The following is a 22,663-nucleotide window of genomic DNA, read 5'->3' on the forward strand; positions in this document are numbered from 1 at the left end:
AAATATGAATTGTTATTTATTTTTTATGAATAAGTAGCAAGTTAGTTATTCTTTAGCTATCTTTACTGTGTTCTTTTCTTACAAAAGAACGCATAAATTGTTTAACTCCAAACAATTTACTCCAATGTATCTATATATTGGAAATGCATCTGTGACTGTTTGCCCGAATTTATTCGGGCTTTTTTTTATCTTTTTCTAGCTATTGATAGTGTTTAATATTGGATAAAGATCAAATTTAAGAACATAAAAACACAAAAACTGACTTCATCATCACTCTATCCTACATTTGTAACACAACCTTCATCTGTTCTGATTTATAATATGACTAAAGCACATAAAGCGCTTTGTTGTATTAATCACTAAAGGATAATGTGATGCGATTTTTTAAGCACTATGCACCAAGCATGATTGCTAAACATATTAGTCGACTGTTTAACGGAAAGATTCATATTCATGGTATTGGAGAGTTTAGGTTTGAAGCAGGGAAATTAATTATCCCTTCTCAAGCGGAACGCGAACAATATCGAATGATAAAAGAGATTAACTTGGAAGTAGCTCGATTACGACTTTCTTACTAGACCCATATGTAAAATCGATACAAATAAAAAAGGTAGCTAACGCTACCTTTTTTATATCTATAACAATGTAAATTATGCTTTATTCTGAGCTATTTTTGGTAATCGGCCAGACACACCTAATGCTCGTTTCAAACATTCATCTTTAACGGGAGTGACTTCATTAGTCAGAGACATACCGATCCCTCTAACTAACTTTTTAATCGGATTAGAACCTGAAAACAACTCTTTAAATCCCTGCATTGAGGCAATCATCTGTGCCGCTTCTGCTTTTCTCCAGCGCTCAAAAGGGCGTAAATTCATTTTTAGTCCGATATCTTTGCCTTCTTGATGCAACTCATTAATAGTTTCAGCTAATGCCGCGGCATCAGCTAAACCCAAATTCACCCCTTGTCCTGCTAATGGGTGAATGGTATGTGCAGCATCACCCACAAGGACAACGCGTTCTTTTACAAAGTCTTTGGCGTAGCGCATTTTTAAAGGAAATGCTTGTCGTTCACCTTCAACTTTGCATAAGCCCAGTTGATTATCAAATGCGGCGGTTAGCTGCTTATTAAACTCTTCTTCTGGCATTGACACTAAATTCTCTGCATGAAGAGGATCTAATGACCATACTATTGAATTTAAATTATCTTCACCTAATGGAAGGAATGCTAATGGTCCTTCTGGTCTAAATATTTGACGGGCTGTTTTATCATGAGGCTCTACAGTTCTAATATTAGCAACTAATGCACTGTGTCCGTAATCCCAATGGGTAAGAGGGATATCAACCTGCTGGCGTAACCATGAATTAGCACCATCTGCGCCAACAACAAGCTTAGCGGTCACCGCTTTTCCTGATTCTAAATTAAGCCACGCTTCGCTTTCACCAAACATAATATTACTGCAACGCTCTGGCGCTAATAGCGTTACGTTTTCTTGTTTTGATACTTTCTCAAGTAGTGAAAGCTGAATAACACGATTTTCAACAATATGCCCTAGATTACGCTGAGCTATCTGCTCTGCTTCAAATTCAATACGAGCAAAACTGTCTTGTTCCCATACTTTCATTGAAGAATAAGGAGAGGCTCTTCGAGCAACAATCCCTTGCCATGCGCCAACATGCTCTAAAATATTTTCACTTGCTCGACTAATCGCAGACACTCGCACATCCGGTAAATCGGCCAACTCAGTGTCAGGTAATTTACTTTCAATGATGGCGATTCGTAATCCACTATTTTCTAATGCAGCAGCAACAGTCAAACCAACCATGCCACCACCAATAATCGCAATATCTACACTTTGCATCATAATTATCTATTCACTCTACCCATAGCTCGTAATGTTAAGGGCTTTAAAAAAGCACGGAAAGTATCAACAGCACACAAACTTACATTTCTTCCTATAATCATGGGAAACGCATTATTTGCAAAAATAGAGATCAGCCCTGCTGTCATGCCTATTGTTTGTTGTTGATCAGGTTGGCGACGTTTTTGATATGTTGAAAGTACAGCATATTCACCGACATCACGACCCCGCTGATTGGCTTGAGAGATACATTCAGCTAAAGAAAAAACATCTCTAATCCCTAGATTAAAGCCTTGGCCCGCAATCGGGTGAAGCGTTTGAGCGGCATTACCTATGGCAGCAAAACGATGCGATACATGCTGCTTTTGGCGACGTAACCATAGTGGATAATGTGCACGCTTACCTGTTTTAATTAACTGACCTAAACGCCACCCAAAAGCACGTTGTAGATGCTCTAAAAAAGCAGCATCATCATAAGCTAGTATCTGTTGTGACTCTTCAGGGCTTACGCACCAAACTAAAGAGCTGCGTCCTTTGGACATAGGAAGTAAAGCCAACGGCCCATGCTCAGTAAAACGTTCAAATGCTTTACCTTGAGGATGAATATCGGTCGTGATATTTGCAATAATAGCAACTTGCTGAAAATCATCATTCTGACTCTCAATATTCATACTCTTACACGTTTTAGATTCCGCGCCATCAGCCGCAATCACTAACGATGTTGAAATCACCTCGCCCGTAGATAACGTTAAGGTAGAGACTGCCATTTCACGCTCGATATTAACAACGGAGGTAGGACAAAGCAGACTGATATTTTTAGAATTAGCTAGTTTTTGATGATAAAAACGACCAACATCAGCTAACTCCACCACATAACCTAGGCCATCAACATTAAGCTCTTTAGAGGTTAATTCTGTTAATCCCATATGATGCTGATCTGACACATGAATATGATGAATGGCCGTTGAAAATAATTCGATCTCCGACCAAAGACCAATATCTTGTAATAATTGAGCGGTGCCATTTGATAAGGCGATACTTCTCGAGTCATAACCTGGATGTTGATCCAAATTTGGCTCTAACGCTTCAATTACCGCAATCGATAATGTCTCTTGATTCATTTTTTCCAAAGCTAAAGCCAAGGTTGCCCCTGCCATTGCTCCACCCACGATCACTACATCATAATGTGTCATAGCATTGCCCGTTAATGTACTGTTTTCGATGCGTCTTTATGTACTTTCTGCCCTAACTCAGCATGAATGGTTAATACACAAATACGAACATGCTCTAATACTTGTTCAAATAGGTCTTCTTGCTCTTCAAGATCATCATCTTCATCAATACCTAAGCGTGCTATCTCTTCTAAATCTAAAAGCGCTTCTTTAAGTGAATCAGAGGCGTTATCCATTTTTAGACCGACTAAACCAAGCCCTGAAATAAAGTGGTTAACCCACTCACTTAAACCGTCTGCGCGATTCATTAGCGTTTCTTTTTCATCAGGAATTAATAGCGATAACGCCATTTTTTCCGACGTCAGTTCTTCTATTGTTGATTGGAAAGCCTGAGTCCCAACTTGAATAGCACTGTCTGGCCATCCCATCCCATCATTCGTGTAATCATAAATAAGAGGTTTCCAGGTTTGATCGTCTAACGATAATCCACCGCTGATCATTCCAGTCAGTAAACCATGTAATTCTGATGGCGTAACAGCCAGTCCGCTGTCTTTTAGAACTGACTCAACAGCCAGGAATTCAGGTATTTTAATTTCGCTCATAATTAGACGATCTCTGTATTTATAATTGATAGCGCAATGCTACCACTTTGAGCATACTCAGAAAACTCACTATCTCTCGCAATTGCGTATCTTTTCATCATATTGTTGTTTTATTAAGAATATAGTTAACCACTATCAACAAAGAGAAGGGAAATGCTTGAATCTTATTACTGCATTTCTTATAGTTTCATTTACTTATCACTGATGATGCTTTCCTATCAGTGTAATCCCATAGTTTAACGATGAGTAATGTATTGTGATGACAAGCCAAGCCGTGCAAGTCCAAATTTTAGGACGAGCCATCAAGGTTAACTGCCCTGCTGGCCAAGAAGCTGCATTAAAAGAGGCCGCTAAAGATTTAGATAACCGTGTAAATGAATTATCTGAACGAACGAAAGTAACCAATACAGAGCAACTATTAACTATTACCTCGTTAAATATCTGCTATGAACTGCATGTGGCGAAAAAAGAAGCAAATAAGCATTCTTCAGATGTTTATGAGCGAATGGGATTACTTGCTAACGCATTAGAAGCGGCAATTTCTACCGTAAAGCCTAGCCAAATAGAAGAAAATACGGCAGAATAGAGCTCTCGCTAAGGATAGCAAAAGAATAAAATTTACCCTGGAGTGTTTGTAGGCGGATCTATGTCCCTGAGCCGATAAGCACAAATTAGGGTTAGTATTTATTTACTATTGAGCATGCTCGGCTTGTACTGAGAAGCCTACGGTAAATTTTGCTGATCCGCCTTGAACCTAGGGTTCAAGGGCTACGACCACTACGGCACTTTGGGGTATTCCATGACATCTCGTCGACACATTCGACAATCCATTCGCCACACTCGTAATTCATTAACTCCTCAAGAACAACATCAAGCAGCCACAGACCTTGTCTTACAGTGCGCTAATGACCCTTATATTCAAAAAGCCAAATCGGTCGCTATTTATCTCTCTGTTGATGGTGAAATCAATACCTCACTTCTCATTGACTGGCTCTGGCAACAAGGTAAATCCGTTACTCTGCCTGTGATCCATCCTTTTAGTAAAGGGCATTTACTGTTTCTTGAATACACCAAAGACACCCCTCTTATTTTAAATAAATACCAAATCTTAGAACCTAAACTAGATAAAACTCAGGTCGTTCCAGTCAACCAGTTAGATGTTATCATCACGCCTCTTGTGGCTTTTGACCATTTGGGTAATCGCTTAGGTATGGGAGGTGGCTATTACGATCGCACTCTTGTTAATTGGGAGCAAAATCAAACAGGGCCAATGCCTATTGGTATTGCTCATGCTTGCCAACAAGTTGATGCATTGCCGATTGAATCTTGGGATGTTCCTCTACCACGGATAATTACGCCAACGCAGATCTGGCATTGGTAATACTCTTATTATCGTCCCCTCTATTCTCAATATTACTTCCAAATTAACCAACAACGAAAACGTTTGCATTTATTCTCTATTTTCTCCATTTATTGACTTCTTTTTTCTGACGAAGAAAAAACAGTACGTTATAATCACGCCGATTTCATTTAATGCCAATTTAACTAAACCTTTAATCAAAGGCTTAGTTAAATTGGTATAAACACTATTATTTCATTAGGAGAATGTCATGACTCAAGACGAGATGAAAAAAGCAGCCGGTTGGGCAGCGTTAGAATACGTACAAGCTGGCAGCATTGTTGGTGTGGGTACAGGATCAACAGTTAATCATTTCATCGACGCACTTGCGACCATGAAAAAAGAAATCAAAGGTGCAGTATCAAGCTCTGTAGCATCAACTGAAAAGCTGAAAGAACTAGGCATTCCAGTCTTCGAGTGTAATGATGTTTTCAGTCTTGATGTTTATGTTGATGGCGCAGATGAAATCAACGCTAAAAACGAAATGATTAAAGGCGGCGGTGCTGCTCTTACTCGTGAAAAAATCGTTGCTGCTATTTCTGAAAAATTCATTTGTATTGTTGATGATACGAAACAAGTAGACGTACTAGGTCAATTCCCTCTGCCTGTTGAAGTTATCCCAATGGCTCGCTCTTATGTAGCTCGTGAGCTAGTTAAACTTGGTGGTGATCCTGCATACCGTGAAGGCGTAGTTACCGATAATGGCAATATGATCTTAGACGTACATAATATGCAGATCACTAACGCTAAAGAATTAGAAGATAAAATCAATAGTCTTGCTGGCGTTGTCACTGTCGGTTTATTTGCTCACCGTGGCGCAGACGTACTGTTAGTTGGCTCTCCTGACGGCGTAAAAAAATTCGATTAGACAACAAATTACCTTTTTACCTCTTAGGTTGAGAGCTGAAAATGTCATTTGATTACAAACGGTGCTCATTAGCACCGTTTTTTATTAACTATTCCGTAATTTTCTTACCCAAACTGATTATTTTTTGATACTTTATAATCATTGAACATAAACTCCCCATTTAAATTTGTTTTTAAGGATAAGAACACCATGGCAAAAGTATCTCTGGAAAAAGAAAAAATTAAAGTTCTTCTTTTAGAAGGATTGCACCCATCTTGTGTTGAAGTCTTTCAAGCTGACGGCTATACCAACATTGAATACCACAAAGGTTCATTGTCGGAAGAAGAACTTCTTGAAGCAGTGAAAGATGTTCACTTCATCGGTTTACGCTCACGCACTCAATTAACTCAAGAAGTATTCGAGGCTGCAAACAAATTAGTGGCTGTCGGTTGTTTCTGTATTGGTACAAACCAAGTTGATTTAACCGCAGCGGCAAAACGTGGTATTCCAGTTTTTAACGCACCGTTCTCAAATACACGCAGTGTCGCTGAATTAGTACTAGGACAAATTTTATTACTACTTCGTGGCATTCCAGAAAAAAATGCACAAGCTCACCGTGGCGTTTGGAAAAAAAGCGCTGACTCTTCTTTTGAAGCACGAGGCAAACGTTTGGGTATTGTAGGTTATGGACATATCGGCACACAATTAGGGATCTTAGCTGAAAACCTAGGTATGCGTGTTTATTACTATGATATTGAAAATAAATTATCTCTAGGTAACGCCACTCAGATCTCAACCATGAGTGAGTTACTAAATAAGTGTGATGTTATCTCTCTTCATGTACCAGAAACCGCTGGCACAAAAGACATGATGGGCGCTGAAGAGTTTACTCGTATGAAGCCTGGAGCTATCTTTATTAACGCCGCTCGTGGCACGGTAGTGAAGATCTCTGATTTGTGTGATGCACTTGAGTCAGGACATCTAGGAGGGGCTGCTATCGATGTATTCCCTACAGAGCCAAAAACAAATGCTGAACCGTTTGAGTCTCCATTACAGAAGTTTGATAATGTTATTCTTACGCCGCATGTTGGTGGTTCAACTCAAGAAGCTCAAGAAAATATCGGCGTTGAAGTTGCTGGTAAATTAACGAAATACTCAGATAACGGTTCAACTTTATCATCGGTTAACTTTCCTGAAGTATCTCTTCCATTGCATACAGATACCTCGCGTCTACTTCATATTCATGAAAACCGCCCAGGTATCCTAACGAGCATTAACCGTATTTTTGCTGATGAAGGCATTAATATCGCAGCACAATATCTACAAACATCTGCTGAGATGGGTTATGTAGTCATTGATGTTGAAACGGCTCGTTCAGAAGAAGCACTCGTTCAACTAAAAGCAATCGAAGGCACAATCCGAGCTCGAATCCTGCACTAATAACCGTGTTTATTCTTTTTGATATAAAAAGGGTTACCATTACGGTAACCCTTTTTTCTGTCGCTATATATCTTTAATCTTTAAGACGATAAACAACTGATACCGAATCAGAAATCACCATTTGACTGTCTTGATAACTTTCAGCCACATTAGATGCCGCATCCATTCTCATACTTTTCATCATAACAGGTTGGCTGTAGTTATTATGGTAAGAGACTTTCCAAACACCTTTGACCTGAGTTCCAAACCCCTTTGCTAATGAATTGGCTTTTTCATTTGCATCTTTAATCGCCTCTAAGCGCGCCGCTTCAATATATTCTTTTTCTTTACTGGTTTTCAACTCAATCTGGTTAATGCGATTGATGCCATCACCTAGGGCTTTATCTAGATAGCTATTTAACTTATTTAAATCCATCACTGTAACCGTAATATTGCGAATAGCTTTATACCCTACAAGCTCTGGCTTTTTTCCTTTTGGATAACGATACTCTGGCGTTAAACGAATATTGCCACTGTTAATATTTTCACGTTTCACGCCTTGAACTTCTAAACGAGCCAGAAAACTAGTCACCGCTTTATCTGCTGCTTGTTTCGCTTTCTCTGCCGTTGCTTTACTTTCAACTACATCAACAGAGAACTGAGCCATATCAGGAACAACAAATACCTCACCTTTGCCCGACACTTCAAGATGAGGGAAATCAGGTGATGACGCAAAAGCCGCTGGAGTTAAACAAGCCGATAAACATAAAGCGCTGATTATTTTTTTCATTTTAAATTTCTCAAAGTAACATCATATAGTTATGACTGTCGTTGTTATAAATAATTCCCTTAGGTACTTTATATATTGATATGCATTAAATACCTAACAAAAAAAATGCTACCCGAAGGCAGCATTTCATGTTTTGATTTAAATAATACCAATCACAGTAAGTAAGTGTTCAGAAATAGCGCAGGAAAAATGCTTGAGAACAAGACGAAATTTTTCGATAAGTAGTTATTCTACAATCAAAAATTTCAACGCAGTTATCGAGCATTTTAACCAGCTAGGATGATCAGTTATTTACTACGATTGGTATAAAGCTTAATCCGCTTTATTTAAATGAACATCCATTTGTGGGAATGGGATCTCGATACCTTCGTTATCTAGACCTTCTTTAATCGCTTGAAGCGTATCAAAGTAAACATCCCAGTATTGCTCTGTTTTACACCAAGGACGAACAACAAAGTTTACTGATGAATCAGCAAGAGCAACAACACCTACTGTTGGCGCTGGTGTTTTTAGAACACGCTCATCAGACTCAAGAACCTTAGTGATTACTTCTTTTGTTTTCTTCAGATCAGCACTGTAAGAAACACCAATTACATGATCTACACGGCGAGTAGCATGACGTGAGTAGTTTGTGATTGGGCTGCCAATAACACCACCATTTGGAACTACAACCATTTTGTTATCAGGAGTAGTTAGAATGGTTTGGAAGATCTGAATTGACTCAACAGAACCTGCAACACCACCAATCTCAACGTAATCGCCAGATTTAAATGGACGGAAAGCAACAATCAATACACCTGCTGCAAAGTTTGATAGTGAACCTTGAAGTGCAAGACCAACCGCTAAACCAGCCGCACCAATAACAGCAACCACAGAAGCGGTTTGAACGCCTACTTTACCTAAAGCTGCAATTAATACGATAATGAATAGAAGGTAACGAACTAGAGTATGAACAAAGTCGACAACCGCTTTATCCATTTTCTTCTTCTCAAGAGCCTTGCTTACACCACCTGCGATTTTCTTAACGATAATATTACCGATAAAAAGAATAGCGAGTGCTGAAATAATATTTACCCCATAAGTGATAAATAATTCTGAATTATCTGTTAGCCAATGTTCTAAATTTGCTACTCCACTAGTAGCTAAATCAGTTACAGCGCCTTGATCTGCCATTTGATTTGTCCTTTATAGTTATTCTCAGTATAAATTGAGATGATTGCCATTATGTTGACGATTTATACCAATTCTAACACTCCGAGCGTCAGCTTGATGTAAAATCCTTTTTTAAAACACACGTATTTGGTCATATTCTCTTCAATAAGAAAAGGAAAACAACCTTAATTACAATAACCTACCCAATACTATCAGATAAAATAATTATCGAAACAGTTTAGTTACATAAAAGATACATTCACTTGTGTAATTACAATTATTTCTTCTGCTCTTCTCTTTTGAATACAAGTTCGCTGCTTGATGACTCTGCATCTACAAAGTAGTAACCATCAACGGTAAAGCTTTTTAGTTCTTCTATTGTTGATATTCTATTTTCAATAATAAAACGAGCCATTAAACCTCTGGCTTTTTTTGCATAGAAGCTAATGATTTTGTATTGTCCATTTTTACAATCTTTGAAAACTGGTGTAATCACCTTAGCCGTGAGCTCTTTTGGTTTAACCGCTTTAAAATACTCATTTGATGCTAAGTTAATCAAGATATCATCACCTTGCTCTGCAATAACTTGATTTAATTTTTGAGTAATTGAACTGCCCCAGAATTGGTATAGGTTTGTTCCTCGCTTATTCGCAAGCTTGGTTCCCATCTCTAAACGATAAGGCTGCATCAAATCTAATGGCTTTAATAAACCATATAACCCTGAAAGCATACGTAAATGTGTTTGAGCATAATCAATGTCACTACTGGTTAAGCTGTTTGCGTCTAAGCCGGTATACACATCACCTTTAAAAGCAAATAAAGCCTGACGAGCATTTTCCTGAGTAAAGCTCGTTGACCACTCTTCAAATCGTACCGCATTCAGGCTTGCAATTTTATCACTCACCTTCATTAAACCCGAAATATCTAATGGCGTTAGCTGCTTACAAACTTCAATAAGCTCCGCTGAATCTGTAATAAAATCAGGCTGAGTATGGATTTGTGTTGGTAATGGAGTTTCATAATCAAGAGTTTTTGCTGGAGAAACGACGATAAGCATGAGCAAGATATCCTATGTATTTTTATATACTAAGATAGTAACTATTCAGATATAAAAAAGCCACGCTAGGTTGCGTGGCTTTATCTATTTATTTAATGGGTGAAAGCAATGACTACTTTTGCTCTTTAGTATTATCCCAGATGCCTTCTTCAAGCTGAGAATGTAGCTCTGGATAATCCTTACTATCAAACGTAGGAACTTTTCCCTCACTCAGCTGCTTATTGTAATCTTTTGCAAGCTTAATAACGGTGCCTGACAATAGAGAGATAGCAATTAAGTTAACTATTGCCATTAACCCCATTGAAACATCAGCTAAGGCCCATACTGTTGGTAATGAGGATAATGCACCGAACATTACCATGCCCAATACAACAACACGGAAAATACCAATACCTGCTTTATGGTTATGCTCTAGGAAAATCAAATTTGTTTCTGCATAAGAATAGTTAGCAATGATTGAAGTAAACGCAAAGAAGAAAATCGCTACAGCAACAAAAATACCGCCCCAATCACCCACTTGGCTAGTCAATGCTAATTGTGTTAATTCAATCCCCGTAACTTCACCATGCGGCACGTATTCACCAGACATTAAGATAATAGCGACCGTTGCAGAACAAATCACAATGGTATCCATAAATACGCCTAGCATTTGTACATAACCTTGAGATGCTGGGTGTGGTGGATATGGTGTAGCTGAAGCTGCAGCATTTGGTGCAGAGCCCATACCTGCTTCATTAGAGAACAAACCACGTTTAATACCATTAATCATCGCTTGTGCAATCGCATAGCCTAAACCACCTGCAGCCGCTTCTTGCAAACCAAAGGCACTCTTAAATATTAAGGTAATCACACCTGGTAGTTTTTCTATATTAGTAACCATGATAAATAAGGCAATAGCTAAGTAAGCAAGAGCCATCACTGGTACTACGATTTCAGCCGTACGAGCAATCGTTCTAAAACCACCAAAAATAACCACTGCAGAGATAATTACAATGGCAATACCTACATATAATGGCTCCCAACCAAAGGCTGTTTGCATTGCTCCTACAATAGAGTTTGCTTGTACTGCGTTAAATACCAAACCAAAAGCGATGATCAAAAAGACAGAGAATAATACGCCCATCCAGCGCATCCCTAATCCTTTTTCCATATAATAAGCAGGGCCACCACGGTAGTTCCCTTCATCATCTTTGGTTTTATATAACTGTGCTAATGTACTCTCAGCAAAAGAAGTTGCCATACCTAGCATTGCTATCAACCACATCCAAAAAATAGCACCTGGACCACCAGCAGTTAATGCAACAGCAACCCCTGCCATATTACCAGTACCAACACGAGCCGCGAGACTTGTACATAGCGCTTGAAATGATGATATTCCTGATGGATCTGATTTTCTGCTGTTTTTCAGTACCGAAAACATATGACCAAAATGGCGGAACTGAATAAAACCTAATCGAATAGTAAAATAGATACCAATGGCAACTAATAGATATACAAGTACTGAACCCCATAATAGGTCATTCAGTAAATTAATAAGACTTGTCACATTTCCCTCTCAGTTACATCAATAGTAATGATTGCATACGCTTATACTATAAAGCGCTCCTACTAATCTTAATTGTTATTGTTGATTAATTATTTGGGTACAGTGAAGAGTTACCGTCATGCATTGCAAATTTATTCATTTATTAACAGTAAATCTAAATATTTACTCACCCAATAAGATTAGCGCGCTGAATGATGCTCAGTATTTACTAAAAAATCAATAAAAAACAGATGTTGAACTTATGACACTTTTTCTACAACTTTAGACTTCATACTTATTTAGCCAACAGAAAAAAAACAGATTACTGACATTTAAATCAATAAAAAAACATCAACGAACAGTAATTAACCTTATCTCAGCCGATAAAGATTCAGCCATGAGTAATAGAAAACAGTAGGATATCAATCTTATTTTATCTCTTTATTTTTTCTTGGTAATTCATCACAGCTAAAAATAGTTCATAAACAATCAAATGGAGAGCAGATAGAAATAGCTATGTTAGTTAACAAAAATCAAACAAAAAATCCGTCTGTTTTTTCTATCTAAATAATAAATATGGAGCAAATTGTACTTCCTAATTCTAAATTAAGATCATTTTAGTGATCGCCATCTCACATAAAATTCATCAAAAAGAAACAAATGCGAAACAGTTCAAGGTCATAATTCTCACTCTGTGATATTTAATAACACGCTAAATAAATACTTTTACTCTTTGTAATAATTAATTAATTTATAAAAATGAGGTGCTTATGGATGGGTACACACTAAATGATTTATTAGCTACGAAAACAACAACAACCAAAAAAAAACAAAAAAAGCGTCTTTGGCGTGAGATAGAAGAGATTCAAGATCGTCGCCAATTGCTACATGAACTAAAAGAACTGGACCCCTCATTTAAAGGCAGCATTGACGCCGCTTTTTTTAAGTAGTTTTTTAAAGTTAAAACAAATAAAAAGGAGAGACTAATGCTCTCCTTTTTCATTAAATAAACTATTATCTTACTTTACCTGCTAGCTCAAGATATCTCTTATTTACTTGATGACCAAAAACTGGATCCTCTTCCTCAACCCAGTTACTTTCGAGATACTTCCAATCATCCACTGTTAAATGTGCTTTCAAAAAAGGTAAGATCTCTTTTTCTTCTAGTTCAAGATGCTGCCGAATACGATAAGTGAATGCTTTCAGTTGCTCTTTAAACCGATCTTTTGGAACGATAGCATCATTTAGAATCATATCTACCGTAATAGAGAAGCCTTCAGTATCGTCAGATAACGTATGATGCTCGAGTAATAAATTCGTCAGCCCTTCATGCTCCCCATAATGATCAATATAATATTGATAGATCATGTCTTCTTTAGGGTGATGGACTTTCTCTGCAACCAATGATAAATAATCAATACTCTCTCGGATCACATTATAATTAACGTTCTTTTCATCTTCTAATCGAGAAAGCTTACTATCCAATAATTGAATAATGCGATTTATATATCCGTGCTCTTTATAAATACTTTCTATCAGCATCCTTTCCTCCCAAAGTACCTTAATGATTTAAGATACCTTAAGTGTATATCACTGATATAAGAGCACAGGATTTAGTTCAAAAATTATACAAAAAAGTTATGCAATTGGAGTCCAATTGATCTCTGATAAATTTTTCGACTTAAGCAGCTCATTGACTTGAGAGAAATGTTTACAACCAAAAAAGCCTCGATGTGCCGAAAGCGGAGAAGGATGCGGCGCTTTTAGAACAGAATGGCGAGTACCATCAATATTCGCCCCTTTCTTTTGAGCATGAGCTCCCCAAAGTAAGAAGATAACATTTTCTTTGTTCTTATTAAGCTGTTCAATAATGCTGTCAGTAAAGGTCTCCCAACCTAATTTAGCATGGGAGTGTGCCTTTCCTTCTTCTACGGTTAATACCGTATTTAGCAATAAAACCCCTTGTTTGGCCCAGCTCTCTAAGTAGCCGTGATCTGGAATAACAAAACCGTCAATGTCTTGCGCTAACTCTTTATACATATTTCGCAAAGAAGGTGGGGTTTTAATTTCAGGTAGAACAGAAAAAGAGAGGCCATGAGCTTGACCTGCTCCATGGTAAGGATCTTGACCCAGAATAACGACTTTCACGTCATCAAAAGCAGTTAAATCAAATGCAGTAAAAATATCCTTTTCTTTAGGAAAAATGATTTTACCAAGTACTCTCTCTGCCTCTATTTTGGCATTCATCGCTTGGTAATATGTTTTTTCTTTTTCAGCCGATAAAATCGAATTCCAAGTCGTTGTCATTACTTTTTCTCGCTTAATACTCTGAGTTGGGCTATTTCATCTTTCCAAATCTCAGGATCAATGGTTTCCAGTACAAGAGGGATATTATTAAATCGCTCGTCTTGCATAATATATTCAAAGCAATCCCAACCGATGTTCCCCTCACCTAATGACTGATGACGGTCAACTCGACTGCCTAATTCAATTTTTGCGTCATTAATATGCATACCACGTAAGTATTGAAAACCAACAATGCGCTCAAATTCAGAAAACGTATGCTCACACGCTTCTTTGCTACTTAAATCGTAACCTGCAGCGAAAGTATGACAAGTATCAAGACAAATCCCTACTCGTGCTTTGTCTTCCACTTGATCGATAATTTGCGCTAGATGTTCAAACTTCCAACCTAAATTTGTGCCTTGTCCTGCTGTGTTCTCGATAACAGCAACCACATCAGGAACCGCTTGATGCGCTAAATTAATTGACTCTGCAATCAAGGCTAAACATTCATCTTCTGAAATTTTCTTTAAATGACTTCCAGGATGGAAATTAAGTAACGTTAGACCAAGCTGATTACAACGTTCCATCTCATCAATAAATGCCGCTCGAGATTTCTCTAACTTCTCTTCTTCTGGAGAACCTAAATTAATTAAGTAAGAATCATGAGGTAAAATTTGATCACTAGAAAAGCCAAAACGCTTACAGTTTGCCTTAAAATCAGAGATGACTTTTCTTGTCAGTGGTTTTGCAACCCATTGACGTTGGTTTTTAGTAAATAATGCAAATGCATTAGCTCCAATTTGATAAGCTCGTTTAGGTGCTTGATCAACACCACCCGCCGCTGATACGTGAGCCCCAATATATTTCATCTCTGTACTTTCCTTTCAAAATTAACATCACGCTATTATTGCGGTAAACACTTTATTTGTCAGTAGTTCTCTTGCTTTGCCTAGCGATTTCCTTCCATTTCCCTGATTACATAAAACACCCATTTTGTAGTAATATTACTACAAAATGGACAAGTGACAATAAAGTGGTAGACTGCACTTTTCGTGCTACAGGCTAGCTATATGGTACTTTATTGATTTAAAGCAAAGTTTATAAGATGAAATAATTAGCACTTTTTGTAGTTTTTTGACCTATATCAATATACAAAGTAAGGGTATCATGTATATAATGTGACCCATTAGATATTTACAAAATAACCACAAAGTGGACTAGGAGAAAGTAAAATGATCACAGGTATCCAAATTACTAAAGCTGCAAATGACGATCTTCTTAACTCAATCTGGCTACTAGATAGCGAGAAAAACGAAGCTCGTTGTGTTGTTGCAACTGCTGGCTTTGAAGCTGACCAAGTTATTGCTGCAAACGAACTAGGCGAATACGAAAGCCGTGACGTTGCAATTGAAAAAGCACCAAAAATTGAAGGTGGTCAGCACCTAAATGTGAACGTTCTACAACGTGATACATTAGAAGATGCTGTTAAGCACCCAGAGAACTACCCACAACTAACTATCCGTGTTTCTGGTTATGCTGTGCGTTTCAACTCTCTAACTACTGAACAACAAAAAGACGTTATCGCACGTACATTCACTGAAACTCTATAATTTTAGAGTGAATTGAATTCAATAAAAACGGCACTCATTGCTCATGAGTGCCGTTTTTTTGTGCTTAAAAAAGCCTCTTAAATAACGACTTATTTAAGAGGCTTTTTCATAAATAGCACATCAATTAATTATGATGTGCTACTTGAGTTATATTATTAATGCTTTTAGTTACTGAACTTTACGAAGTACTGCTTTTAATGCATCAAAATCGTTAGCAAGATCTTCAGATAATAGTTCCATTGCATTATGTTTAGCTAATGGAGCTGGCAGTTCAAGATCGCTACCTAGAATATCATCGACGACTTCTTTAAATTTCGCAGGATGTGCTGTACATAAGAAAAGTCCGGTCTCACCTTCATTAAGCTGCTCTTCAAGAATGCGATAAGCAATTGCACCATGTGGCTCACATAGGTAACCTTCAGCATTCATCGCTTTTAATGTTTCAGCGCTTTGCTCATCCGTCACTGCACCTTTACCAAGCGTTTCTAAGCCCCAACCTAAACGCTGACATAGCTCTTCAATTCGAGGCCAATTGTTTGGTTGGCTCACATCCATTGCATTGGAAATCGTTGGGATCGTCGTTTTTGGCTCCCACTTACCTGTTTCAAGGTAGCGCGGTACGGTGTCATTAACATTAGTTGCAGCAATAAAACGCTTCACAGGCAAGCCAAGTGATTTCGCTAATAAACCCGCTGTTAAATTACCAAAATTACCACTTGGTACAGAGATCACGACCTCATTACGCTTTTCTTTTGGCAGCTGAGATACCGCTTCAAAGTAGTAACAAATTTGCGCCATTAAGCGGCTAATATTGATTGAGTTCGCTGAATTCAACCCTACTTCTTTACGTAACTCTGCATCATCAAAAGATTGCTTAACTAACGCCTGACAGTCATCAAAGTCACCATCAACAGCAACGGTGTGAATGTTCTTACCTAACGTACAAAATAATTTCTCTTGCAGTGGGCTGATCTTACCTTTCGGATAAAGGATAACTACTTTGATATTTTCCATACCATAGAATGCATGAGCCACAGCGGCACCAGTATCACCTGATGTTGCTGTTAAAATAGTAATTTGCTCATTACCTTCAGTTACCGCTGCTAAAGATTGCGCCATAAAACGGCCACCAAAATCTTTAAACGCTAACGTTGGACCATGAAATAGCTCAAGAGCATAAACACCCTCTTTTACAGCATGGATTGGTGCAGGGAATTGAAACGCATTTTCAACCATGCTCTTCACTGTATCTTGCGATAGTTCATCACCAATAAATGCAGATAGGATCTTAGTACTACGCGGTATAAAATCTTCAGCTAGAAGCGCATCAACATCATCAAACTTAGGTAATTCTGATGGAAAAAACAGTCCTTGGTTACGACCTAGACCTTGGCGAACCGCTTGGCCAAAAGAGACCTGTTCATCATTTTCTTTTATGTTATACAACTTCATAGTTTACTTCCTGTTACTTGTGAGCCTTGCTTATCTAAACGACAAACATGGACAAATCCTTCATCATTTTGAACATAATTTTCTTGTAGCCAACGAGAGACTCTATCTGCTACGTCTTTATCTTTACAGATACTAAATAGCGTTGGCCCTGAACCAGAAATACCGGTTGTCAGCGCACCTGCTGAAGCGGCGTATTCACGCGCTTGAGCAAAATTTGGTAACAGACGCTCACGGTAAGGTTCTGCCACCACATCTTTAATCATTTTTGCAGCTAACTCTGGTTGCTTTGAATAACATGCATGAATAAAGCCTGCTAAGTTACGGCCATGAGCTATCACATCCTGACGGCGATATTGAGAAGGTAGAATCTCACGCGCTTCTGCCGTTGATACTTTAATTCCTGGGTATGCCATCACCCAATACCATTCATCAAAACACGGAACTTCTTGGCTGATAATACCTAGTTCTTCAACCATTAATTGCAGACCACCAAGATAACAAGGGGCAACATTATCATAGTGAATACCACCAGATATCTGCCCTTCCATCTCACCCATTAGCGCCAACACTTCCATGTCAGTTAATGGTTTATCATGAAATACATTCAACGCATCTAATGCAGCTACAATCGAACAGGCACTAGAACCAAGCCCAGAGCCAATTGGCATGTTCTTCTCAAGCACCATATGAATCTGTTTAAGCTCAATGCCTTTTTTGGCAAGCTCTCTTGCAAATACACGCCAGCAGTCATAAACAATATTTTCTTTTGGATCTTCAGGTAGCTTATCTACAAAGCTACCTGCCGTTGCTAAGGTGAAAGCTTCCGTTCCTAATTCAACTAAAACACGATCACCCAACAATGTGCCATCAATTGGAGATACTGCGGCACCTAATACATCAAAGCCGACGCTAACATTACCAATTGATGCTGGAGCATAAACAACCACACTCATTTTTATACTCCTAATTTCCAACCAAGGGTACGCATTAAGTCCGAGAATACGCCAGCCGCTGTTACTTCAGTACCGGCACCGTAACCACGTAATACCAATGGGATCGGTTGATAGTAACGACTATAGAAAGCTAAGGCATTTTCACCATCTTTAATTTTAAACATAGGATCATCGCCATCAACAGCCGCGATACGAACCTTACATTTGCCTTCTAGGATCTCACCGACATAACGCAGTACCTTTCCTTCAGCTGCTGCTTTTTCCGACTCTTGAGCAAAATATGCATTCGCTTCAGGAAGACGAGCCATAAACTCTTCAACCGTACCTGAATCATCAAAACCTGGTGGTAAAGCTTGTTCTACTTCAACATCATCGAGTTCAATTTCAAGACCAGATTCACGAGCAAGAATGAGAAGCTTACGAGCCACATCCATACCAGAAAGGTCATCACGAGGATCCGGCTCAGTAAAGCCATTTTGTTTCGCAACATTAGTCGCATCACTCAATGACATACCTTCATCTAACTTACCGAAAATATACGATAAAGAACCAGATAAAATACCATTAAACTTCACCAATTCATCACCAGCAGCAATCAAGTTCTGAAGGTTTTCAATTACTGGTAGACCTGCACCTACTGTTGTCTCATACATAAACTTACGACGAGTACCACGAGCAGCATTACGCAACTGATGGTAATACGCCATTGAGTCTGTATTGGCTTTCTTGTTTGGGGTAATTACATGGAAACCCGCAGATAAGAAATCAACATATTGAGCAGCTATGCCATGATCTGACGTACAATCAATAATGACAGGGTTGATAATATGGTTACGCTGCACTAAGGCAATTAAACGGGCAAGGCTAAACTCTTCTGTTGTATTATTCATACGATCACGCCAGTTATCTAACGGGATGCCTTTACTATCAAGCAGTAGTCCACGACTGTTTGCTAAACCACAAACACGGATCTCAATGCCTTTTTCTGCAAGTTTTGGTTGCTGACGTTGAATCTGATCAACTAACTCACCACCAACACCACCAACACCAACCACGAATACATCTAAGAAATGCTTACTGTTAAACAGGTTTTCATGACACGCTTTAATTGATTCTGAGATTTTATCTTCAGGAATAACGGCTGAAATCGCACGCTCAGATGAACCTTGAGCAATGGCAATAATATTAACGTTTACTTCAGTTAATGACGTAAAGAATTGAGAAGCGACGCCTTTTGATGTGCGCATACCATCACCAACTAAGGTCACAATAGCTACGTTATCAGTGAATTCTACCGGCTCTAATAAGCCATCTTTCAATTCAAGTTCAAATGCTTCTCTTAATACTTGCTCTGCTTGAGACTTATCTTCTGCTTCAATACAAAAGCTGATGCTGTACTCTGAAGAAGATTGCGTAATAAGAACAATAGAGATACCAGAAGTAGACATCGCACCAAATACACGGCTTGCCATGCCAACCATGCCTTTCATACCTGGACCACTAACATTAACCATTGTTAAGCTATTTAATGTAGTAATACCTTTAATGGCAAGATTATCTTCACCTGTATCTTGACCAATTAATGTACCTGGACCTTGAGGGTTAAAGCTGTTTTTAATTAAACAAGGAATATGGAATTGCGCGATAGGAGCGATGGTTTTTGGATGCAGAACAGACGCACCAAAATAAGAGAGCTCCATGGCTTCCTGATAGCTTAATGATTTTAATAAACGTGCATCATCAACTAAACGAGGGTCACAATTGTAAACACCATCAACGTCAGTCCAAATTTCACAGCATTCAGCTCGAAGGCAAGCAGCAAGAACCGCTGCTGAATAATCAGAACCATTACGACCTAAAGTAACCAGTTCACCTTTCGCATTACCCGCAGTAAAGCCCGGCATAATGTTTACATGACCAGAAGGTAAAGGTTCATTTTTAAAATTGAGCGTTGAGATATCGACATCAACAGCACCTTCAAGGAAGTCACCGCGAGCGTATAGATATTTAACAGGGTCAATCAGACTTGCCGGCTGGCCTTTGGCCTCAAGAACGGTTTTCATCGTAACGATTGATATGCGTTCGCCTTTACTGATGATTTTTGCGTATACGTTATCAGGACACATACCTAACAGGGTTATGCCATGAACGTACTGACGAAGTTGAGAAAGCGAATCTTTTAGTTTATTTTCAAGCGCTTTAAGATCAACTTGTGGTAAAGCGACAGCAATTCCATTAAATAACTGAACAAAAGCAGATTCCAGTTCTAAAATCTGTAATTCAGCTTCCCCATTGGTAAGAACATTATCCACCACTGAGACTAATTTATTGGTTACTTTTCCTGGTGCCGATAAAACAACAGAAACTTCTTGCTGCTGTGCATTATTGGCAATGATATCTGCGGCACGTAAAAAACGATCTGCATCGGCTAATGACGAACCACCAAACTTTAATACTCGCATTTCTATCCTCCCTAAAAACGAGTGTTACTGCAGTATCCTTACTGCTTCTTAGCATAATAACCATTTCGGTAAAGAATGAAAGAATACAGTTAAGAATTAGTAACTAAATTGCAAAAAAAAGCCCGCTCTGATTAATCAGGGCGGGCTTTTTTTAAATACTTACGCGTATCAGCCCACCCCAGCAACCATGGTGCCGGTAATTGTTGTGGTGATAATCATTGAGCTGATAGTGAACATATAATAAAAACTCTAAAATAAATGATTGCGATATACAATAATTACCTTACTTTCCTCTTACAAGTCAATGAAAACTTTATTCATTAATTTAACAAAAGAAGAATATATCGCCTCAAGTCATTGAGTATCATCTATAAAATAAGCTTTTATAATTTTAATCTTTACCGTTAAATTAGTAATTCTTTACTCATCAAAACCCCATTAAGATCGGCATAAATATAATCGCCTGGAGAAATGATCTGTGTATTAATGGTGACGGACACCTGCTGCTCTCCTGCCCCTCTTTTCTCTGTTTTAAAAGGGGAGGTACTTAACGCCTTTAATCCTAATGGCATATTCTGTATAGCGCCAACATCGCGCACCGCACCATAAACGACGACGCCTTCCCACTGGTTGTTCACCGCAAGCGTTGCAACTTGATCGCCTAGTAACGCTTTTTGGCAAGAGCCATTGCCATCAATCACTAACACTTTGCCTTTACCATTGGTTTGTAATACTTCTCTCACTAACGAGTTATCTTGGTAGCAACGTACCGTTACAATCTCACCATAAAAGCACACTTTTCCACCATAATTTTTAAACTCAACATCAATGAGCTGTACTTTGTCTTCAAATTGGTCACAAATATCAGGTAATAAATCCATTTTATTTTCTCCTTGTTTGTAAAGTTGACTCTACAATAACAACATTCGTTAAAATACTTCGCGATTATTCGCATAGTTATTTACAAATTTAATATAGCTATGTCTCTATATTTATTACTACACGCTATTGATATCGATTACTATTGACCTAAATCAATAAAATGTATGGAAATAAAAATCGCTTATTGTTAGAGTGGTGTTAAGGGATTAAAATCTCCCTTCTAATGGAGTTTCAGCTAGTAGCTCACGAAATTAGAGCTTTATCATGTTATTGGGTATATATTCAATAACAACCACCAAGGATGGCGTACCGTTTAGGTTTCTGTTCTTCTCTTAAACATTTTAGTTGAGTATTGAAGAATCTATTCCTATTTGTAAATTTTTTATTATAGAATTAACACCCTTAATTCTACTTTTGACTTTAATCAGTTAGTTAGGTACCGCCCATGCAAACCCCTCAGATCCTAATCGTTGAAGATGAACACGTAACTCGTAATACACTAAAAAGCATTTTTGAAGCCGAAGGCTACAATGTTTTTGAAGCGAGTGACGGCGAAGAAATGCACAATGTGCTTTCTGAGCAACAACTTAACCTTGTGATTATGGATATCAACCTACCAGGTAAAAATGGCCTTCTTCTTGCTCGTGAACTTCGTGAGCGTGGCGATATGGCTCTAATGTTCCTAACAGGTCGAGACAATGAAGTTGATAAGATTTTAGGTCTAGAAATTGGCGCTGATGATTACATCACTAAGCCGTTTAACCCTCGCGAACTAACTATTCGTGCGCGTAACTTATTAACTCGTTCAATGAACCAAAGCACAACAGTTGAAGATAAGAAAACTGTTGAACGTTATGCGTTCAATGGTTGGACAGTTGAAATCAATAGCCGTTCTCTTGTAAGCCCAAGCGGTGAGAGCTATAAGCTTCCTCGTTCAGAGTTCCGTGCTCTTCTTCACTTCTGTGAAAACCCAGGTAAGATCCAGACTCGTGCTGATCTTCTGAAAAAAATGACAGGTCGTGAGCTTAAGCCACACGATCGTACGGTTGATGTGACAATTCGTCGTATCCGTAAGCACTTTGAATCAGTAACTGATACTCCAGAGATCATTGCTACGATTCACGGTGAAGGTTACCGTTTCTGTGGTGATTTAGAAGAGCTATAAGCCTCTTTTAATTTACCAATAAAAAATG

The 22,663-nt window shown here is 38.4% G+C and carries 22 protein-coding genes and 1 other RNA gene; 9 read left to right on the forward strand and 14 right to left on the reverse strand.

Going from position 1 to position 22,663, the window contains the following annotated elements; genetic code table 11:
* The first annotated feature begins 374 nt into the window (after window positions 1–374).
* Window positions 375–578: a DUF1107 domain-containing protein gene (locus AC2INI_RS11055; RefSeq protein ID WP_122036286.1), complete on the forward strand. Its 204-nt coding sequence runs from the start codon at window positions 375–377 to the stop codon at window positions 576–578.
* A gap of 72 nt (window positions 579–650) precedes the next feature.
* On the opposite strand, the gene AC2INI_RS11060 is transcribed toward AC2INI_RS11055, so the two are convergent.
* The 3 genes from AC2INI_RS11060 to AC2INI_RS11070 are packed head-to-tail and all read right to left on the reverse strand — an operon-like array spanning window position 651 to window position 3,636.
* Entirely contained in the window at window positions 651–1,865 is a 1,215-nt protein-coding gene (locus AC2INI_RS11060) for an FAD-dependent 2-octaprenylphenol hydroxylase (RefSeq protein ID WP_486304841.1), read from the reverse strand.
* Window positions 1,866–1,867: 2 nt separating this feature from the next.
* Window positions 1,868–3,055, reverse strand: a complete 1,188-nt coding sequence (gene ubiH / locus AC2INI_RS11065) for a 2-octaprenyl-6-methoxyphenyl hydroxylase (protein WP_486304842.1) — start codon at window positions 3,053–3,055, stop codon at window positions 1,868–1,870.
* A gap of 11 nt (window positions 3,056–3,066) precedes the next feature.
* The gene (locus AC2INI_RS11070; RefSeq protein ID WP_122036280.1) at window positions 3,067–3,636 is read right to left on the reverse strand and encodes a YecA/YgfB family protein; all 570 of its coding nucleotides are present in this window, start codon (window positions 3,634–3,636) and stop codon (window positions 3,067–3,069) included.
* A 259-nt stretch (window positions 3,637–3,895) separates the two neighbouring features.
* Between AC2INI_RS11070 and zapA the strand changes: the two genes are divergently transcribed.
* The 5 genes from zapA (at window position 3,896) to serA (ending at window position 7,322) form a co-directional block, all read left to right on the forward strand.
* Window positions 3,896–4,222, forward strand: a complete 327-nt coding sequence (gene zapA / locus AC2INI_RS11075) for a cell division protein ZapA (RefSeq protein ID WP_486304843.1) — start codon at window positions 3,896–3,898, stop codon at window positions 4,220–4,222.
* A gap of 31 nt (window positions 4,223–4,253) precedes the next feature.
* Window positions 4,254–4,434, forward strand: a non-coding RNA gene (gene ssrS, locus AC2INI_RS11080) — 6S RNA.
* Between the two features lies 1 nt (window position 4,435).
* Entirely contained in the window at window positions 4,436–5,017 is a 582-nt protein-coding gene (locus tag AC2INI_RS11085; RefSeq protein ID WP_122036275.1) for a 5-formyltetrahydrofolate cyclo-ligase, read from the forward strand.
* A gap of 229 nt (window positions 5,018–5,246) precedes the next feature.
* Window positions 5,247–5,903: a ribose-5-phosphate isomerase RpiA gene (gene rpiA, locus AC2INI_RS11090; protein ID WP_122036273.1), complete on the forward strand. Its 657-nt coding sequence runs from the start codon at window positions 5,247–5,249 to the stop codon at window positions 5,901–5,903.
* 189 nt (window positions 5,904–6,092) lie between these two features.
* Complete coding sequence (gene serA, locus AC2INI_RS11095) at window positions 6,093–7,322, forward strand: phosphoglycerate dehydrogenase (RefSeq protein ID WP_486304844.1); 1,230 nt, start codon at window positions 6,093–6,095, stop codon at window positions 7,320–7,322.
* Window positions 7,323–7,395: 73 nt separating this feature from the next.
* On the opposite strand, the gene AC2INI_RS11100 is transcribed toward serA, so the two are convergent.
* The 4 genes from AC2INI_RS11100 to AC2INI_RS11115 form a co-directional block, all read right to left on the reverse strand.
* Entirely contained in the window at window positions 7,396–8,091 is a 696-nt protein-coding gene (locus tag AC2INI_RS11100; protein ID WP_486304845.1) for an oxidative stress defense protein, read from the reverse strand.
* Between the two features lie 312 nt (window positions 8,092–8,403).
* Window positions 8,404–9,264 (reverse strand): small-conductance mechanosensitive channel MscS, encoded by an 861-nt coding sequence (gene mscS, locus AC2INI_RS11105; protein WP_122036267.1) that lies wholly within the window; start codon window positions 9,262–9,264, stop codon window positions 8,404–8,406.
* A 256-nt stretch (window positions 9,265–9,520) separates the two neighbouring features.
* Window positions 9,521–10,300: a peroxide stress protein YaaA gene (yaaA, locus tag AC2INI_RS11110; RefSeq protein WP_122036265.1), complete on the reverse strand. Its 780-nt coding sequence runs from the start codon at window positions 10,298–10,300 to the stop codon at window positions 9,521–9,523.
* 112 nt (window positions 10,301–10,412) lie between these two features.
* Window positions 10,413–11,846, reverse strand: coding sequence for an alanine/glycine:cation symporter family protein (locus AC2INI_RS11115; RefSeq protein WP_122036263.1), 1,434 nt, complete (start codon window positions 11,844–11,846; stop codon window positions 10,413–10,415).
* Between the two features lie 749 nt (window positions 11,847–12,595).
* Here AC2INI_RS11115 and AC2INI_RS11120 point away from each other — a divergent pair.
* Window positions 12,596–12,775 (forward strand): DUF3545 family protein, encoded by a 180-nt coding sequence (locus AC2INI_RS11120; protein ID WP_122036261.1) that lies wholly within the window; start codon window positions 12,596–12,598, stop codon window positions 12,773–12,775.
* 64 nt (window positions 12,776–12,839) lie between these two features.
* Here AC2INI_RS11120 and AC2INI_RS11125 read toward each other — a convergent pair whose 3' ends face one another.
* From AC2INI_RS11125 to nfo, 3 genes are all read right to left on the reverse strand, one after another.
* Window positions 12,840–13,367 (reverse strand): hemerythrin domain-containing protein, encoded by a 528-nt coding sequence (locus tag AC2INI_RS11125; RefSeq protein WP_486304846.1) that lies wholly within the window; start codon window positions 13,365–13,367, stop codon window positions 12,840–12,842.
* A gap of 96 nt (window positions 13,368–13,463) precedes the next feature.
* Window positions 13,464–14,132, reverse strand: a complete 669-nt coding sequence (gene ung / locus AC2INI_RS11130; RefSeq protein ID WP_486304847.1) for a uracil-DNA glycosylase — start codon at window positions 14,130–14,132, stop codon at window positions 13,464–13,466.
* Entirely contained in the window at window positions 14,132–14,980 is an 849-nt protein-coding gene (gene nfo, locus AC2INI_RS11135) for a deoxyribonuclease IV (protein ID WP_122036255.1), read from the reverse strand. The genes ung and nfo overlap by 1 nt, the downstream gene beginning before the upstream one ends.
* Window positions 14,981–15,343: 363 nt before the next feature.
* Between nfo and grcA the strand changes: the two genes are divergently transcribed.
* On the forward strand, window positions 15,344–15,721 hold the full coding sequence (gene grcA, locus AC2INI_RS11140; protein WP_045102834.1) for an autonomous glycyl radical cofactor GrcA: 378 nt from the start codon (window positions 15,344–15,346) through the stop codon (window positions 15,719–15,721).
* A gap of 168 nt (window positions 15,722–15,889) precedes the next feature.
* Here grcA and thrC read toward each other — a convergent pair whose 3' ends face one another.
* The 4 genes from thrC to AC2INI_RS11160 form a co-directional block, all read right to left on the reverse strand.
* Complete coding sequence (thrC, locus tag AC2INI_RS11145; RefSeq protein ID WP_486304848.1) at window positions 15,890–17,173, reverse strand: threonine synthase; 1,284 nt, start codon at window positions 17,171–17,173, stop codon at window positions 15,890–15,892.
* Entirely contained in the window at window positions 17,170–18,126 is a 957-nt protein-coding gene (gene thrB / locus AC2INI_RS11150; RefSeq protein ID WP_045102836.1) for a homoserine kinase, read from the reverse strand. Before thrB ends, thrC begins: the two co-directional genes overlap by 4 nt.
* Window positions 18,127–18,128: 2 nt before the next feature.
* On the reverse strand, window positions 18,129–20,588 hold the full coding sequence (gene thrA, locus AC2INI_RS11155) for a bifunctional aspartate kinase/homoserine dehydrogenase I (RefSeq protein ID WP_122036249.1): 2,460 nt from the start codon (window positions 20,586–20,588) through the stop codon (window positions 18,129–18,131).
* A gap of 404 nt (window positions 20,589–20,992) precedes the next feature.
* Window positions 20,993–21,469, reverse strand: a complete 477-nt coding sequence (locus AC2INI_RS11160) for a putative 4-hydroxy-4-methyl-2-oxoglutarate aldolase (RefSeq protein ID WP_122036248.1) — start codon at window positions 21,467–21,469, stop codon at window positions 20,993–20,995.
* 446 nt (window positions 21,470–21,915) lie between these two features.
* On the opposite strand from AC2INI_RS11160, the gene arcA reads away from it, so the two are divergent.
* Entirely contained in the window at window positions 21,916–22,635 is a 720-nt protein-coding gene (gene arcA, locus AC2INI_RS11165) for a two-component system response regulator ArcA (protein WP_045102839.1), read from the forward strand.
* Window positions 22,636–22,663: the final 28 nt, after the last annotated feature.

Source organism: Aliivibrio friggae (assembly GCF_057368515.1).